General features: G+C 56.3%; 15 protein-coding genes. 8 read left to right on the top strand and 7 right to left on the bottom strand.

Going from position 1 to position 15,072, the window contains the following annotated elements; all coding sequences use genetic code 11:
• Positions 1-34 precede the first annotated feature (34 nt).
• Positions 35-2,413, bottom strand: coding sequence for a phosphoenolpyruvate synthase (ppsA, locus tag ABLV07_RS15130; protein ID WP_015367026.1), 2,379 nt, complete (start codon positions 2,411-2,413; stop codon positions 35-37).
• Between the two features lie 76 nt (positions 2,414-2,489).
• Here ppsA and ABLV07_RS15135 point away from each other — a divergent pair, with 76 nt between their 5' ends.
• The 4 genes from ABLV07_RS15135 to hemP all read left to right on the top strand — a co-directional run bounded on the left by ABLV07_RS15135 (position 2,490) and on the right by hemP (position 5,122).
• Entirely contained in the window at positions 2,490-2,600 is a 111-nt protein-coding gene (locus ABLV07_RS15135) for a hypothetical protein (protein ID WP_015705123.1), read from the top strand.
• Between the two features lie 143 nt (positions 2,601-2,743).
• On the top strand, positions 2,744-3,577 hold the full coding sequence (locus ABLV07_RS15140; RefSeq protein WP_015367027.1) for a pyruvate, water dikinase regulatory protein: 834 nt from the start codon (positions 2,744-2,746) through the stop codon (positions 3,575-3,577).
• Between the two features lie 154 nt (positions 3,578-3,731).
• Complete coding sequence (locus tag ABLV07_RS15145) at positions 3,732-4,778, top strand: 3-deoxy-7-phosphoheptulonate synthase (protein ID WP_032706206.1); 1,047 nt, start codon at positions 3,732-3,734, stop codon at positions 4,776-4,778.
• A gap of 164 nt (positions 4,779-4,942) precedes the next feature.
• Positions 4,943-5,122: a hemin uptake protein HemP gene (gene hemP, locus ABLV07_RS15150; protein WP_026612342.1), complete on the top strand. Its 180-nt coding sequence runs from the start codon at positions 4,943-4,945 to the stop codon at positions 5,120-5,122.
• Positions 5,123-5,150: 28 nt separating this feature from the next.
• Here hemP and selO read toward each other — a convergent pair whose 3' ends face one another.
• The 4 genes from selO to ABLV07_RS15170 all read right to left on the bottom strand — a co-directional run bounded on the left by selO (position 5,151) and on the right by ABLV07_RS15170 (position 8,553).
• Entirely contained in the window at positions 5,151-6,593 is a 1,443-nt protein-coding gene (selO, locus tag ABLV07_RS15155; RefSeq protein WP_047063614.1) for a protein adenylyltransferase SelO, read from the bottom strand.
• A gap of 113 nt (positions 6,594-6,706) precedes the next feature.
• Complete coding sequence (locus ABLV07_RS15160; RefSeq protein WP_015367031.1) at positions 6,707-7,171, bottom strand: NlpC/P60 family protein; 465 nt, start codon at positions 7,169-7,171, stop codon at positions 6,707-6,709.
• Between the two features lie 81 nt (positions 7,172-7,252).
• Positions 7,253-8,002 (bottom strand): vitamin B12 ABC transporter ATP-binding protein BtuD, encoded by a 750-nt coding sequence (gene btuD, locus ABLV07_RS15165; protein WP_047063615.1) that lies wholly within the window; start codon positions 8,000-8,002, stop codon positions 7,253-7,255.
• Complete coding sequence (locus ABLV07_RS15170; RefSeq protein WP_015367033.1) at positions 8,002-8,553, bottom strand: glutathione peroxidase; 552 nt, start codon at positions 8,551-8,553, stop codon at positions 8,002-8,004. Before ABLV07_RS15170 ends, btuD begins: the two co-directional genes overlap by 1 nt.
• A 231-nt stretch (positions 8,554-8,784) precedes the next feature.
• Between ABLV07_RS15170 and ABLV07_RS15175 the strand changes: the two genes are divergently transcribed.
• On the top strand, positions 8,785-9,585 hold the full coding sequence (locus tag ABLV07_RS15175; RefSeq protein ID WP_015367035.1) for a MetQ/NlpA family lipoprotein: 801 nt from the start codon (positions 8,785-8,787) through the stop codon (positions 9,583-9,585).
• Positions 9,586-9,621: 36 nt separating this feature from the next.
• On the opposite strand, the gene btuC is transcribed toward ABLV07_RS15175, so the two are convergent.
• Entirely contained in the window at positions 9,622-10,608 is a 987-nt protein-coding gene (btuC, locus tag ABLV07_RS15180; RefSeq protein WP_015367036.1) for a vitamin B12 ABC transporter permease BtuC, read from the bottom strand.
• 127 nt (positions 10,609-10,735) lie between these two features.
• Positions 10,736-12,169 (bottom strand): gluconate:proton symporter, encoded by a 1,434-nt coding sequence (locus ABLV07_RS15185; protein ID WP_348853533.1) that lies wholly within the window; start codon positions 12,167-12,169, stop codon positions 10,736-10,738.
• A 277-nt stretch (positions 12,170-12,446) separates the two neighbouring features.
• Here ABLV07_RS15185 and ABLV07_RS15190 point away from each other — a divergent pair, with 277 nt between their 5' ends.
• From ABLV07_RS15190 to ABLV07_RS15200, 3 genes are read left to right on the top strand one after another with little or no spacing between them, the layout of a single operon-like run.
• Positions 12,447-13,361, top strand: coding sequence for a LysR family transcriptional regulator (locus ABLV07_RS15190; RefSeq protein ID WP_015705115.1), 915 nt, complete (start codon positions 12,447-12,449; stop codon positions 13,359-13,361).
• Between the two features lie 38 nt (positions 13,362-13,399).
• Entirely contained in the window at positions 13,400-14,665 is a 1,266-nt protein-coding gene (locus ABLV07_RS15195) for a D-amino acid dehydrogenase (RefSeq protein WP_323129595.1), read from the top strand.
• The gene (locus ABLV07_RS15200) at positions 14,662-15,015 is read left to right on the top strand and encodes a RidA family protein (RefSeq protein WP_080962791.1); all 354 of its coding nucleotides are present in this window, start codon (positions 14,662-14,664) and stop codon (positions 15,013-15,015) included. Before ABLV07_RS15195 ends, ABLV07_RS15200 begins: the two co-directional genes overlap by 4 nt.
• The last annotated feature ends 57 nt before the right edge of the window (positions 15,016-15,072 follow it).

Raw genomic sequence — 15,072 nt, forward strand, 5'->3', positions numbered from 1 at the left:
ATCTCTGCCAGGGATTGGGCTATCCGCGTTGAACTTATTTATTCAGTTCAGCCAGACCTAACCAGGTTTGCACCACGGTATCCGGGTTCAGGGACAGGCTATCGATCCCCTCTTCCATCAGCCAGGCGGCAAAGTCTTCGTGGTCGGACGGCCCCTGGCCGCAGATGCCCACGTATTTGCCCTGTTTTTTCGCCGCGCGGATGGCCATCGACAGCAGCGCTTTCACCGCGTCGTTGCGTTCATCAAACAGCTCAGACACGACGCCGGAGTCGCGATCGAGGCCCAGCGCCAGCTGCGTCATATCGTTCGAGCCAATCGAGAAGCCATCGAAGTACTCGAGGAACTGCTCCGCCAGCAGCGCGTTCGACGGGATTTCGCACATCATAATGATCTTCAACCCGTTCTCGCCGCGCTTCAGTCCCTGACGTTCCAGCTCTTCGACCACCGCTTTCGCCTGCGCCACGGTACGTACGAATGGCACCATCACTTCCACGTTGGTCAGGCCCATGTCGTTACGCACGCGTTTCATGGCTTCACACTCCAGAGCGAAGCAATCGCGGAAGCTTTCTGAAACGTAGCGTCCGGCGCCGCGGAATCCGAGCATCGGGTTCTCTTCTTCCGGCTCGTAACGCTCGCCGCCCACCAGGTTGGCGTACTCGTTAGATTTGAAGTCGGACAAACGCACGATCACCCGTTTCGGGTAGAAGGCGGCGCCAAGGGTAGCGATCCCTTCGGTCAGGCGGCCAACGTAGAACTCTCTCGGTGAGTCGTAGCCTTTCATCAGCTCGCGGATTTCGTTCTGCAGGCCCGGCTCCTGGTCGTCAAACTCCAACAGCGCACGCGGGTGAACGCCAATCATGCGGTTGATGATGAATTCCAGACGCGCCAGGCCCACGCCTTCATTCGGCAGGCAGGCGAAGTCAAAGGCGCGATCCGGGTTGCCGACGTTCATCATCACTTTCAGCGGCAGATTCGGCATCTCGCCAACGCTTGAGCTCTTCACGCTGAAGTCCAGTAGCTCCGCGTAGACATAGCCGGTGTCGCCTTCAGCGCAGGAAACGGTGACATTCTGGTTTTCCTGGATGCGATCGGTCGCATCGCCGCAGCCGACCACCGCCGGGATGCCCAGCTCACGGGCGATAATCGCCGCGTGGCAGGTACGCCCGCCGCGGTTGGTGACGATTGCCGAGGCTTTCTTCATGATCGGTTCCCAATCCGGGTCGGTCATGTCGGTGACCAGCACGTCGCCAGGCTCAATGCGGTTCATCTCACTGATATCGTGGATAACCTTGACCGGGCCGGCGCCGATACGGTGGCCGATAGCTCGCCCTTCGGCAATGATCTGCCCCTGGGCATGCAGCGTATAACGCTCCATCACCTGACCGCGCGAACGGACGGTTTCCGGGCGCGCCTGGACGATAAACAGCTTACCGGTATGGCCATCTTTCGCCCACTCGATATCCATTGGGCGACCGTAGTGCTTCTCGATCTGCACCGCCTGCTTCGCCAGCTCTTCCACTTCCTCGTTGGTTAACGAGAAAACATCGCGCTGCGCCTGCGGCACATCTTCAATGCGCACCTGCTTGCCGTGTTCCTGAGTCGGCGCATAAACCATGCGGATTTTTTTCGACCCCATGGTACGGCGCACGATAGCCGGGCGATTAGCCGCCAGCGTCGGTTTATGGACGTAAAATTCGTCCGGGTTCACCGCGCCCTGCACCACCATCTCGCCGAGCCCCCACGCCGAGGTGATAAACACCACCTGGTCGAAACCGGACTCGGTATCGATGGAGAACATCACACCGGAGGAGGCCAGATCGGAGCGCACCATCCTCTGCACCCCGGCGGATAGCGCCACGCCGCGGTGATCGTAACCCTGATGCACGCGATAGGAGATCGCGCGATCGTTAAACAGTGAAGCGAATACGTGCTTCACGGCAACGAGCACGGCGTCAAAACCCTGCACGTTGAGGAATGTCTCTTGCTGACCGGCGAAGGAAGCATCCGGCATATCTTCCGCCGTCGCGGAAGAGCGCACGGCAAACGAGGCCTCGGCGTCATCGGCGGACAGCAGGTCATAAGCTTCGCGAATCGCGTTTTCCAGTTCGCTCTGGAAGGGGGTGTCGATGATCCACTGACGGATCTGCGCGCCCGCTTTCGCTAATGCGGAAACGTCGTCAATGTCGGTTTCATCCAGCAGTGCATAAATGCGCTGGTTAACACCGCTTTGGTCCAGGAACTGATCGAAAGCATCAGCGGTGGTGGCGAACCCGTTTGGTACGGAGACACCCATACCGGACAGGTTAGTAATCATTTCACCAAGGGAGGCATTTTTGCCCCCAACTCTGTCTACATCATTCATGCCGAGTTGGTTATACCAAAGCACCAGCGGTGACGAGCCATTGTTGGACATCGAGACAATCCTTTTGTGATTTAATACAAATTATAGAAAACACACGATCGACTACGGTATTCATCCTGACATATTTATGCCGCTGAAAAAAACGGTGAATCGTTCAAGCAAATTAATTTTCTGTTTTTCGGATTGTTTTCCAGAATTGTCTAACTCTATGATTAAAATGAACTCTATTGATATTTGATACAAATAATGGGCAAAATCAGAAACTGGACCTGCCATTTCATTAAAAACAAAAATAGCGTTTCATTTTTTTAAGTGAGACAAAGGTTAAAGCTCTGTGCTTAAATTTACTCTGCTTTTAGATAATTATACCGGATGGTCAAAATGGACAGTGCTGTAGATCGCCACGTATTTTATATTTCTGACGGTACCGCTATTACGGCGGAAGTTTTAGGCCATGCGGTAATGTCGCAATTCCCAGTGGCTATCAGTAGCGTGACGTTGCCGTTCGTCGAAAACGTCAGCCGCGCCCGGGCGGTAAAAGAGCAAATCGATGCCATTTTTCAACAAACCGGCATCCGGCCGCTGGTCTTCTACTCCATCGTTATCCCCGAAATTCGCGACATAATTTTGCAAAGCGAGGGGTTTTGTCAGGATATCGTGCAGGCGCTGGTCGCCCCGCTGCAACAAGAGTTACATCTGGATCCCACGCCGGTGGCTCACCGCACCCACGGCCTGAATCCCGGTAACCTGATTAAATACGATGCGCGTATCGCCGCCATCGATTACACGCTTGCCCACGATGATGGCATCTCGCTGCGCAATCTCGATCAGGCGCAGGTGATCCTGCTCGGCGTTTCGCGCTGCGGCAAAACGCCGACCAGCCTGTATCTGGCCATGCAATACGGTATTCGCGCCGCTAACTACCCTTTTATCGCCGACGATATGGACAATCTGGTTCTCCCGGCCTCGTTAAAGCCGCTGCAGCACAAGATGTTCGGCCTGACGATTAACCCGGAGCGACTGGCGGCAATCCGCGAAGAGCGCCGGGAAAATAGCCGCTACGCCTCGTTGCGCCAGTGCCGCATGGAAGTGACCGAAGTCGAAGCGTTGTACCGCAAAAACAAGATCCCCTGCCTCAACAGTACCAACTATTCGGTAGAGGAAATTGCCACCAAAATCATGGATATCATGGGGCTGAATCGCAGAATGTACTAACACACTAGTACATTATTGCAAATTTGTTTATGCTATCGCTCGTGGCCTATACAGGATCATGCCCTGCTCTTGCAATAAGCAGGGATTGGTTTATCGTGATGCGCATCACTTCCCGGCATTTTCGCCGCGGAAGAAACAGATTTTTGAGACCCCAATGAATAAAACAGACGAATTGCGTACCGCGCGCATTGAAAGCCTGGTAACGCCCGCGGAACTGGCGCAGCGCCATCCCGTGACGGCCGAGGTTGCCGCCCACGTCTCCGCCTCCCGCCGGCGGATTGAAAAAATCCTCAACGGCGAAGACCGCCGCCTGCTGGTAATTATCGGCCCCTGCTCCATTCACGACCCTGAAGCGGCGCTGGAATATGGGCGCCGCCTGCAGGGCATGCGCGAACGTTACCAGCCGCAGCTGGAAATTGTCATGCGCACCTATTTCGAAAAACCGCGCACCGTCGTGGGCTGGAAAGGTCTTATTTCCGACCCCGATCTCAACGGCAGCTACCGGGTCAATCACGGTATCGAACTGGCGCGTCGTCTGCTGCTGCAGATCAACGAGCTGGGTATCCCAACCGCCACCGAATTCCTGGATATGGTGACCGGGCAGTTTATCGCCGATCTGATTAGCTGGGGCGCCATCGGCGCGCGCACCACCGAAAGCCAAATCCACCGCGAGATGGCCTCGGCGCTCTCCTGCCCGGTTGGTTTTAAAAACGGAACCGACGGCAACACCCGTATCGCGGTCGACGCGATACGCGCCTCGCGCGCCAGCCATATGTTCCTGTCACCGGATAAACAGGGCCAGATGACCATCTACCAGACCAGCGGTAACCCGTACGGCCATATCATTATGCGCGGCGGTAAACGGCCAAATTATCATGCTGCGGATATCGCCGCCGCCGGCGAAGCGCTACGCGAATTCGATCTCCCTGAGCAACTGGTCGTCGACTTCAGCCATGGCAATTGTCAGAAGCAGCATCGCCGTCAACTGGAAGTGTGCGCCAATATCTGCCAGCAGATCCGCGAGGGCTCCACCGCCATTGCCGGGATCATGGCGGAGAGCTTCCTCGCCGAAGGGACGCAAAAAGTGATCCCCGGTCAGCCGCTGATCTGGGGCCAGTCGATTACCGACCCGTGCCTGAGCTGGGAAGATAGCGAAAAAATGCTCGCTGAACTGGCTGCAGCCACCGCTACACGGTTGTAATCCCTCCCCCCGCCGCGCTCGCGGCGGGATTTCACCGCTCGCCGTTCATCCTCTGCGCAATAACTACCTGAAATGGTAAGCCACAACAAAAAAGGCTTGCCGTGAAAATTAACATTACTGATAATGATTATCATTGTTGCTTTTATTTTGGTGCTATGACGCGTATGGATAACACTGCCACAGCTGAGAAAACGAAAGACAATGCTCCCTATCCCCTTGCCAGCGATCGCCAAATCAGCAGCCGGACGCTGTTGGGTGCGGAAGGTCGCGTGGTGATCGAACATGACGGCCAGCGCTATCTGCTGCGCCAGACCCACGCCGGTAAGCTAATTTTGACCAAATAAAACCCCGCGCGATGGCGAGGCTTTACGGTTAACTGGAGCAGCTCACTTCCAGATGTTTACCCCAATCAGGCGGGCGGCTGGCATAATCATCTGTACGATCGGCGAACGGCTGCGCGAGGGCTTCATGCAGACGTTCCAGCTCGCCCATGTCGCCATCTTCGGCTTTTTCTATCGCCCGCTGCGCCAGCCAGTTGCGTAGCACCACCGCCGGGTTGACGCCCTGCATCCGCTGCTGGCGTTCGCTATCGTCGATCTGTTCATCGCGCAGCCGCGCCCGGTAGTCGGCAAACCAGCTATCAAAGGCCGCGCGGTCGATAAACTCATCACGCAGCGGCGATGCCGCGCTGTGCTGCTCGCTTTGGCTCAGCATCCGGAAGGTACGGGTGTAGTCACTCCCTTCACGCTCCATCAGGCTGAACAGTCCATCAAGCAGAGTGTTATCACCGGTTTGCTGAGTATAGAAGCCGAGTTTGTCGCGCATGCGGCGGCCGTAGGTAGTCAACAAGGCATGCTGATAGTCATCCAGCGCCGCGTTCAGCGCGTCGGCGCTGATGAACGGCGAGAGCGACTGGGCCAGACGCTGCAGGTTCCACAACCCTACCGCCGGTTGGTTATCAAAGCTGTAGCGCCCCTGGTAATCAGAGTGGTTACAGATAAAACCGGGTTGGAAATCATCGAGGAAGCCATACGGACCATAATCCATGGTCAGGCCAAGAATCGACATATTGTCGGTATTCATCACCCCGTGGGCAAAGCCAACGGTCTGCCAGCTGGCGATCATTTCAGCGGTACGCGTGACAACGTCACGAAACCAAAGAATATACTTATCCGCCTCCTGCTGCAGCTGCGGCCAGTGGTGTTCAATCACATAATCTGCCAGCTGCTGAACTTTTTCCGCTTCGCGACGATAGTAAAAATGTTCGAAATGGCCAAAGCGGACGTGGCTTTCGGCGATGCGCATCAGCATGGTGCCGCGTTCTTCGCGTTCGCGGTAAACCGGCGTGTCGCTGGTCACCATCGCCAGCGCGCGGGTGGTTGGGATCCCCAGCGCATGCATTGCTTCGCTGGCAAGGCTTTCGCGGATAGTCGAGCGCAGTACCGCCCGGCCATCGCCCATTCGCGAATAGGGCGTCAGACCGGCGCCTTTAAGATGCCAGTCAAAACGTTGACCATCCGGCAACTGCTGCTCGCCAAGCAGAATTCCGCGCCCGTCGCCAAGCTGACCGGCCCAGGCGCCGAACTGATGGCCGCTGTAGACCTGCGCCAGCGGCGACATTCCCGGCAGCACCGCCTCGCCTCCCCAGACGCCCGCCCCATGTTGCGGATTAAATAACGTCTCCGGGACGCCCAGCGTTTGCGCCAGCACGGTGTTGCGCCAGATGAGACGCGCGTTATCCAGCGGCGTGGGCGCCAGTGAAGTGTAAAAACCCGGCAGCCGATCGCGCCAGTGAGTAGTAAAAGACAGGGTCATGGTTCCTCCTGCCGCCAGTGTAGTGCCTTCAACAGGGGATTAACACGGGCGAACTGCAGGGTTATGGCAATTAAAAAAGGGAGCTCTCGCTCCCTTTTCTCGCCAGATGCGGGTTAAATGCGCCTCGCCTGCCAGAATTTCTTATTCCAGTAGACGTTGTCCAGCGACGAGCGGGTTACGCCCTGACTGGTGGAGGCGTGAATAAATTGATTGTCGGTATCATAGATACCGACGTGCAGGCCGCTTTCGCCGGAGCCGGTTTTGAAGAACACCAGGTCGCCGGGCAACAGATCGCTTTTATCAATTCGGGTGCCGATTTCCGCCTGCTCGCGAGTTTCCCGCGGCAGCTGCATGGCGAATTTGTCACGGAACGTGCGTACCACAAAGCCCGAGCAGTCGACGCCGCGTGGCGTCATGCCGCCATAGCGGTACGGCGCGCCGCGCCAGTTGCGCAATTGCTCATTGAGATTGGCTACCACGGTAATGGAATCAGCCAGCCGTGGATTCGGCGGCGGCGCGCGGTGGCTGCTACAGCCTGCCAGCACCATCGCCGCAATTAGAATGAACCACACACGCATCTCAGACGATTCCTCTGTTCCCTGTCCTGTTATTGCAATAATTTAGCCTGTTTAGCGGCTTACAGGCAAGATCCTTACCCGCTACTGTGACGCCACGAGCATAAGATGACCCGCGACTTCCACCCGCTGGAAAGCGATATGATAAGCGGCGGTCAAATTCTCTTCACTTAACACCTCATACGTTTCCCCGCAGGCAATCATCTGCCCCTCACAAATGAGCCACGCCCTCTGCGCATGACGCAATGTATGGTTGAGATCGTGGCTGCTCATCACGATAGCGATCCCCAGCGCGCACAGCGACGCCAGCACGTTATCCAGCGCCGCCTGCTGCGCCACATCAAGGCTGTTCATTGGTTCATCCAATAACAACAGCTGCCCGGCTGGATTCGCGCGCCGGTGAATCTGCAGGATCACCGCCGCCAGACGCACCCGCTGCCACTCGCCGCCGGAGATCTGGTTGACCTGGCGCCCCAGCTTATCGCTTAAGCCCAGTTGCCCGGCAATCTCGTTGAGCAACTCCTGCGGGGCGCTATCCTGCATATGTAACGACAGATAGTGCCACACCGGCATCGCGAAGGGCGGGAGCTGCTGCTGGCTCAGATAGGCGCGATGGCGGGCAAGCTCCGCTGCGGGCCACTGAGCCAGCGCCCGCTGGTTAAGCGTAATCAAACCGGGACCGCTGGTCAGCCCGGCCATGCGCGCCAGCAGGGTACTTTTGCCGGCACCATTCGGCCCCACGAGATGGATTATCTCACCGGGCCGCACGTCAGCGGTAAACGGCGACAGCCGCCCCGCTTCCGCTACATCCTGTAGCTGCATCAAAAACGGCATTATTGCGCTAATGCTCCTTTTACCGCAGCCAGCAGTTGCGGATCGTCCGGCGTCATATCCGGCGAGAAACGCTGAATCACCTGACCATCGCGGCCAACGAGGAATTTTTCAAAGTTCCACAGGATGTCATCAACGTACAGCGGTGCGCGCCCTTTACTGGCCATCCGCTCATAAAACCCGCTCCCTTCCGGTGCGACGGCCTTCGGGGCGGCGGCAATCAATTTTTGATACAACGGCGCGCGATGTTCGCCGTTGACGTCAATTTTACTGAACAGCGGGAAGGTGACGCCGTAGGTCATGCTGCAGAACGTTTTAATTTCTTCTTCGCTGCCCGGCTCCTGGCCGAGAAACTGGTTACATGGGAAGCCAAGGACGCTAAATCCCTGCGGGGCAAACTCTTCTTGCAGCGCTTCCAGTTGCTCATACTGCGGCGTGAGGCCGCATTTTGAGGCCACGTTGACGATCAGCAGCACCTTTCCGGCATACGCTGCCAGGGTGGTTTTTTCGCCATCAATGGTCGTCACTTCGGTATTAAGAATGTCGTGTTGCATAGCCTTCCCTCAGTCAATAATGCAGGTTAAGAAGATCCCTATCTACTGTAGCGGATTCAACGCGCTTGATTCTACTTTGATTCGCGGGCAAATGTCGCTTGATGTGACAGCGCTGCGCTTGCCAACGGCAACATGAATTCCTCTCAATATCCGCAGCGGACAAATCAGTGTACAGTGTGAAAAGTATGTAATAGTGTTTCGTTACTTGTTAATTTAAGAGAGTTTTTAGAGATGAAGAAGTTGTTAAGCTCGGTGTTAATCGCCACATCGGTGGCGCTGTTATCCGCCTGCTCTCCGGACGATAACAATAAGGTTAAAGTCGCGATCAATACCGGCCCGGATGAAGCTATCTGGAAAGTCGTAGAGCAGGTAGCAAAAGATAAATATAACCTCGACGTTGAGGTTATCTCTTTCAATGATTACGTCCTGCCGAATGAAGCGTTAAATAATAAGGATGTCGACGCTAACGCTTTCCAGACGCTGCCTTATCTCGAAGCGCAGTCGAAAGAGCGCGGCTATAAATTCGCCATCGTCGGTAAAACATTCGTCTTCCCGATTGCCGCCTATTCGCGCAAAATCAAAAATATCAGCGAACTGCCTGACGGCGCGACCGTCTCTATTTCTAACGAAACCACCACGCTTGGCCGCAGCCTGCTGCTGTTACAGGCACAAGGATTAATCAAGTTGAAAGACGGCGTAGGCTATCTGCCCACTACGCTGGATATCATTGATAACCCGAAACATCTGAAGATTGTTGAAGTCGATACTCCGCAGCTGACCCGTACGCTCGACGACCCGAACGTAACGCTGGCCATCATCAACACTAATTTCTCGGCGCAGGTCGGTTTATCCGCCGCCCGCGATGGTCTGTTTATGGAAGGCCCGGATTCACCTTATGTCAATGCGATTGTGGCGCGCGAAGATAATAAAGACAGCAAGAAAATTCAGGAGCTGAAAGAGGCCTTCCAGACCAGGGAAGTCGCCGATAAAGCGCAGGAAGTCTATAAAGGCGATGCCATCAAAGGCTGGTAAGCGTCCCCCGACGCCGTCCATGCTGACGGCGTCTCCCTACCCCCGTCGCCCTGAACGCAGCAGCAACCAGATGAACACCGGCGCCCCCAGCGTCGCCGTCACCACGCCGATCGGTAATTCCGCCGCCGATAACGCCAGCCGGGCGATGATATCGGCGCCGAGCAGCGCGCTGGCGCCAGCTAACAGGCAGGCGGGAAGCAGCACCCGATGATCGCTCAGGCCGCACAGGCGCAAAATATGCGGGATCACCAGACCAATAAAGCCAATCGCCCCCGCCAGCGCCACGCTGACGCCGACCAGCCAGCCGGTGGCCACCACCAGTAATTTCCGCCATAGCCACAGCGGCAGGCCGAGCTGACGCGCCGAGACTTCGCCCAACGCCAGTAAATTCAGCGGCTGCGATTGCCAGCATACCCACAGCAGCACCGGTAGCAGCGCCAGCATCAGCCACAGCTGCTGCCAGTCGACACCGCCAAAACCGCCCATCATCCAGTACATCAGCTGGCGCAGGTCAAAAGAGGTTGAGAAATAGACCGCCCAGGTCATCAACGCGCTACAGATAATGCCGAGCGCCACGCCCGCCAACAGCAGACGGCTGGTAGACAGGTGACGCCGGGCGAAACGGAGCAGAATAAAGGTAATCAGCAGCGCGCCGGCAATGGCGCACAGCCCCAGCGCCCACATGGGTAACACGCCGTGGCCTAACAGCACGGCGGCAATCAGCCCAACGCCCGCGCCGTTAGAGACGCCCAACAGTCCCGGTTCCGCCAGCGGGTTTTCAAACAGCGCCTGCATGATCGCGCCGGAAAGCGCCAGCGCCGCCCCCACTAACAGCACCGCCAGCGTGCGGGGCAGACGGATTTGCCAGATAAACAGCTCGCCTTTGGCGCTAAACCACTCCTGCGGCGGGATCCATTGGTCGCCGGCGCACAGGCTAATAGTCAATGTGACGAGCAGGATCAGCGTTAAGGCGGTTAGCCAACGACGGTTATGGCGCTGTTGAATATCGGCAAAGGTCTGCATAAGTCCCGGAGGCAAGTGAGCGAGGTGATTGATTTTACGGTGGCGATGGCGGGGAGAAAAGGAAAAACTCAGAGTCATTCCCACGCTGGCGCCAGCGCTCCTCGTGACGCCAGCGTGGGAATGGAATTTACACCAATACCTGGAACAGTAACGCGAAGAGAATGATATTCGCCACCACAATCGCCCAGCCGTTATAGAGCATATATTTCAGATGGGTAGACTGCGCCAGCCCCATCTGACCAAACATATCCGAAGAGGGGAATGGGCCAAACCAGTCGACCTGCGAAGAGGCCAGTAACACCGCGGTAGTCCCCTGCGGCGGCACGCCGGCGGCCATTAGCATCGGGCCGAAAATTTTGTGGGTGAAGGTCATCTGCGCCACCGCCGCCCCCGGTACGTGGCCAATAATATTGAAAGCGAAGATGCAAAAGCACAGCCAGGCAGGCGAAATACCTTCCAGCAGCGGCTGGGTATAGTCGAGCAGCCCCTGATAGGCATGAAGGCCATCCATCAGCTCCAGGATCGGGTTATACAGCCAGTAGAGGATAAACATCCAAACCAGACGGCCACAACCGTGGTACAGCGCCTGCAGGATCTGCGTCGGACGCAGGCCGCCCACCAGCCCGGTAATCAAGGCCACCAGCAGCATCACGATAATCGCAAAGCTGAATCCGGCTTTGATCACCACGCCAATGACCGCCATCACGATAATCGTTGCCGCGAAGGCCAACGCGCTGAGCTTACGCCGACGCAGCTGCGCAGCGCTCAGTGCTTCTATTGGCTTCTCCGTGAGGTCGACTTCATAGCGTAGTTTTCCTTCGGTCATCTTCTGGATCCGCCCCGCCATCACCCAGCCGGCCAGCAGCGTCACCGCACTCATCGGCAGCCCCACGTACAGCAGATAATCCGGATAGCTTAATCCGCCGAGGCTCAGGATAGTCACGGTGCTGGGGGTAAACGGCCCGGTAAACAATCCCACGGATCCGGCGGTCATCATCAGCGCGGCCACCGTCGGCGGAGTCAGGCGTACCGCTGCCGCCACCGGGATGATCACCGCGACAATAATCGCGTTACCACCAGCCATCGTCCCCAGCGAGCCGCAGATTAAAATCGAGGACACCACAATGCCAAACTTCACTCGGGTCTGGCTGGAAAGGCCGATGCGGTGAACCACAAATTTCACTAACTCAACCGCGGCGCCGGTACGGGTGGCGACTTCGCCCACCCCGGCGCCGAGCATAATAATCAACCCGACGGTGGCGATAAATGAACCGGTGGATTTCGCCAGCATGGTGCCCATTTCCGGCAACCCGGTGGAGGTCATAATCATGGCGATAATAATCGAAGAAATCACCGCCAGCACAATATCGACACCGACCAGAGACAGCACCGCTAACGCCACTAATGGCGTAAAGCCCAACAGGCCGAGTTCATTACTCGGGCGGCCATGGCACCACCACGCGGTCAACACAAACAGCACCAATAACAGGCCAATAATAACGTTTTTTCTTGTGATATTTCGTCTGGCGAGCGTATTGCCAGCGAGCGTTGAGTCACTCATATAACTCCTTAAAGCCATTAGAACCGACCGCGATTGCAGGTTGGCGTATTCGGGCCTGCTCAGAAAATATCCCCCCTCGTTATCATTATTGGCTTCATGGCCTGAGGGTTTGTAGGGTACAAAGGGAATGGTTCTGAGAACGTAAAAGACCGCCTGAAGACGGTACCAGCAGCACAATATGTAACCGGAGCGCTGATTGGCGATTAAATTTATGTTAATTTAGTGTTAGTAGAAAATGACTTTTTATCGGCAAGCTATAACCCTGAGTTAACTGTTCATGAAACTGCGCCATCTGGAAATCTTCTACGCCGTAATGACTTGCGGCTCTCTTTCACGTGCGGCGGAATCGCTGAATATCTCCCAGCCGGCCGCCAGTAAAGCGTTAAAAAACGCCGAGCTTAAGCTCGGTTTTAAGCTGTTTCAGCGGGTACGGGGTAAGCTGCTGCCAAGTAGCGAAGCGCTCACACTTTTTGAAAAAGCGCAGAGCATTTATCAGGATCTCGATAACCTGCGCCTGCTGGCGGATAATCTGGCCCGCGATCCGCGCGCCAAGATCACCTTAGGCTGTTTACCAAGCCTCGGATTAAGCCTGGTGCCGGAGCTGGTGACCGATTTTTATCAACAAAACAGTAATCTGGTGATGACCTTAACCACCGAGCATACTGAGACGCTGGTCAAGAAATTGGATCTGCGCGAAATAGATTTAGCGCTGACGCTGCAGCCGGTCCAGCAGGGGGAGATCATCACCACCCTGATTGCCGAAGTGCCGCTGGTCTATATCGACCGCGACTACCGACAAGGCGCGGTGGACATCAAAGAGATCGATCAGCAGCGCTGGATCTCGCCGGGGCCGCATTCGCTCTCTGCCGCCATCGCCACCCGCCGTGATTTTTCCACTACCCGGCTTAATGTACAGACCTACTACATGGCCACCGAGTTCGTGAAGCGCGGTATCGGCTGCAGCATCACCGATATCTTTTCGGCGCGACATAATCTGTCGCCGGAGATGATTCACCCGATTACGCCGCCAATGAAAATCAACCTTTGCCTGCTGCGTCGCGCCGATGTTTCGCTCAGCCCAATCACACAGAAATTTGTCGATTTTCTGTGTAAACAGCTGCGTCAACAGCTCAAAGAAATTAACCTGCAGTTATACCCTGACCATAAAAAGTCAATTGCGCCGCTGGGGTAAATGCTTTGACATAACCGCAAGATATTTATCAGCGGTGGATATATCAGGTTATGAAAAAACGCATTGTGATTATCGGCGGCGGCGTGGTAGGGCTGGCCACCGCCTGGGTATTAATTAAGAGCGGACACCAGGTGCAGCTACTGGAGCGCAACGCCGAGCCGGGCAGCGCCACCAGTTTCGCCAACGGCGGGCAATTAAGCTACCGCTACGTGGCGCCGCTTGCCGACCGCGGCGTTCCCCTGCAGGGAATTAAATGGATGGGCAAAGCCGATTCACCGCTGAATATGCGCCTGCAAATGTCTTTCCAGCAGTGGCGCTGGCTGTTGCAGTTCCTGCGCGCCTGCAATAGCCAAAGCAACAAAATTAACGGCGATCATATTTTACGCTTATCCCTGCTCAGCCGTCAGGTTATGCAGTCGTGGCTTGATGAAGATAATCTTGCTGATTTTCACTGGCGGCGTAGCGGTAAACTCATTATTCATCGCCGGGAGTACGACTTTCATAAAGCGGCAAAAGGGATTAATCCCCAGTATCAGCATGCCCTGAGCGCCGAAGCCTGCCTGCAACTGGAACCGGCCCTGAAACACATCAGCCAGTCGCTACAAGGCGGGATTTATTCACCGGGAGATGAAACGGCAGACTGCCATACATTCTGCCTCGCCCTGCTCGACAAACTCAATGCCAGCAGCAACTTCAGCCTACTCACCCACTGCGAGGTGCTGCGGCTCAATAAGCGCGACGGGCGCATCAGTTCGCTTGAGACCAGCCGCGGTACAATAACCGGCGATGATTATGTCGTCGCCGCCGGCAACGGTAGCGGCCCACTGCTGGGTCATCTGGGCGTGCGCGTGCCGCTGTGCGCGCTGAAGGGATACAGCCTGACCCTTCCCTACCCTAAAGAGGCCGGGATCGCGCCGGATATCAGCGTGACTGACTACGGACACAAAATCGTTTACGCCCGCCTGGGCGATCGGTTACGCATCGCGGCGATGGTGGATATCGGCTACGACGGTGAAGAAATACGGGATAGCCGCGTTCAGGCGCTGAAAAATATCGTCGCGAACAGCTTCCCCGATCTGCAGGGGCTGGATGAGGCTGAAGCCTGGACCGGTATGCGCCCGTCGACGCCAGCGGGCCCACCGATGCTGGGGCGCGCCGGATACCAGAATCTGTGGATGAATCTCGGCCAGGGTAGCCTTGGTTTTACGCTCGCGGCCGGCAGCGCCGTGATACTGGGAGCACTCCTCGATGGCGAAGCGCCGGCAATTTCTTTAGATGGTCTGACATGGAAACAATCCGCATGACAATTATTCGTAATAATCCGCAACCCCGACTTTCCTCCAGCGTCGAGTACGGCAACCTGGTGTTTCTCTCCGGCCAAACGCCGAAAAGCAGCGCTGATGATATTGCGCTGCAAACCCGCGAAGTACTGGAGAAGATCGACGCTCTGCTGGTCGCCGCCGGTAGCGACAAGCAGCACATCCTTTCCGCACAAATCTGGCTTAAAGATATCTCACGCGATTTTGCCGCGTTTAATGAGGTCTGGGTGAAGTGGATGCCGGAAGGCCATAGCCCAGCGCGGGCGGCCGTTCAGGCCGAGATGGCGCGGCCCGACATCCTGGTGGAAATCATGGTCACCGCCGTAAAAGCGTAAGATAAAACAGGTAAGAAAAAAGGCCGCATAGCGGCCTTTTTAATTAGTCAGTCCAGA

This window comes from Klebsiella sp. CN_Kp097 (assembly GCF_040064495.1).
GTDB lineage: Bacteria > Pseudomonadota > Gammaproteobacteria > Enterobacterales > Enterobacteriaceae > Klebsiella > Klebsiella aerogenes.

Excerpts from the sequence above, each read along its gene's own strand:
- ppsA (WP_015367026.1), bottom strand. The coding sequence starts at position 2,413 with ATGTCCAACAATGGCTCGTCACCGCTGGTGCTTTGGTATAACCAACTC.
- ABLV07_RS15135 (WP_015705123.1), top strand. The coding sequence starts at position 2,490 with ATGCCGCTGAAAAAAACGGTGAATCGTTCAAGCAAATTAATTTTCTGT.
- ABLV07_RS15140 (WP_015367027.1), top strand. The coding sequence starts at position 2,744 with ATGGACAGTGCTGTAGATCGCCACGTATTTTATATTTCTGACGGTACC.
- ABLV07_RS15145 (WP_032706206.1), top strand. The coding sequence starts at position 3,732 with ATGAATAAAACAGACGAATTGCGTACCGCGCGCATTGAAAGCCTGGTA.
- hemP (WP_026612342.1), top strand. The coding sequence starts at position 4,943 with ATGGATAACACTGCCACAGCTGAGAAAACGAAAGACAATGCTCCCTAT.
- selO (WP_047063614.1), bottom strand. The coding sequence starts at position 6,593 with ATGACCCTGTCTTTTACTACTCACTGGCGCGATCGGCTGCCGGGTTTT.
- ABLV07_RS15160 (WP_015367031.1), bottom strand. The coding sequence starts at position 7,171 with ATGCGTGTGTGGTTCATTCTAATTGCGGCGATGGTGCTGGCAGGCTGT.
- btuD (WP_047063615.1), bottom strand. The coding sequence starts at position 8,002 with ATGCCGTTTTTGATGCAGCTACAGGATGTAGCGGAAGCGGGGCGGCTG.
- ABLV07_RS15170 (WP_015367033.1), bottom strand. The coding sequence starts at position 8,553 with ATGCAACACGACATTCTTAATACCGAAGTGACGACCATTGATGGCGAA.
- ABLV07_RS15175 (WP_015367035.1), top strand. The coding sequence starts at position 8,785 with ATGAAGAAGTTGTTAAGCTCGGTGTTAATCGCCACATCGGTGGCGCTG.
- btuC (WP_015367036.1), bottom strand. The coding sequence starts at position 10,608 with ATGCAGACCTTTGCCGATATTCAACAGCGCCATAACCGTCGTTGGCTA.
- ABLV07_RS15185 (WP_348853533.1), bottom strand. The coding sequence starts at position 12,169 with ATGAGTGACTCAACGCTCGCTGGCAATACGCTCGCCAGACGAAATATC.
- ABLV07_RS15190 (WP_015705115.1), top strand. The coding sequence starts at position 12,447 with ATGAAACTGCGCCATCTGGAAATCTTCTACGCCGTAATGACTTGCGGC.
- ABLV07_RS15200 (WP_080962791.1), top strand. The coding sequence starts at position 14,662 with ATGACAATTATTCGTAATAATCCGCAACCCCGACTTTCCTCCAGCGTC.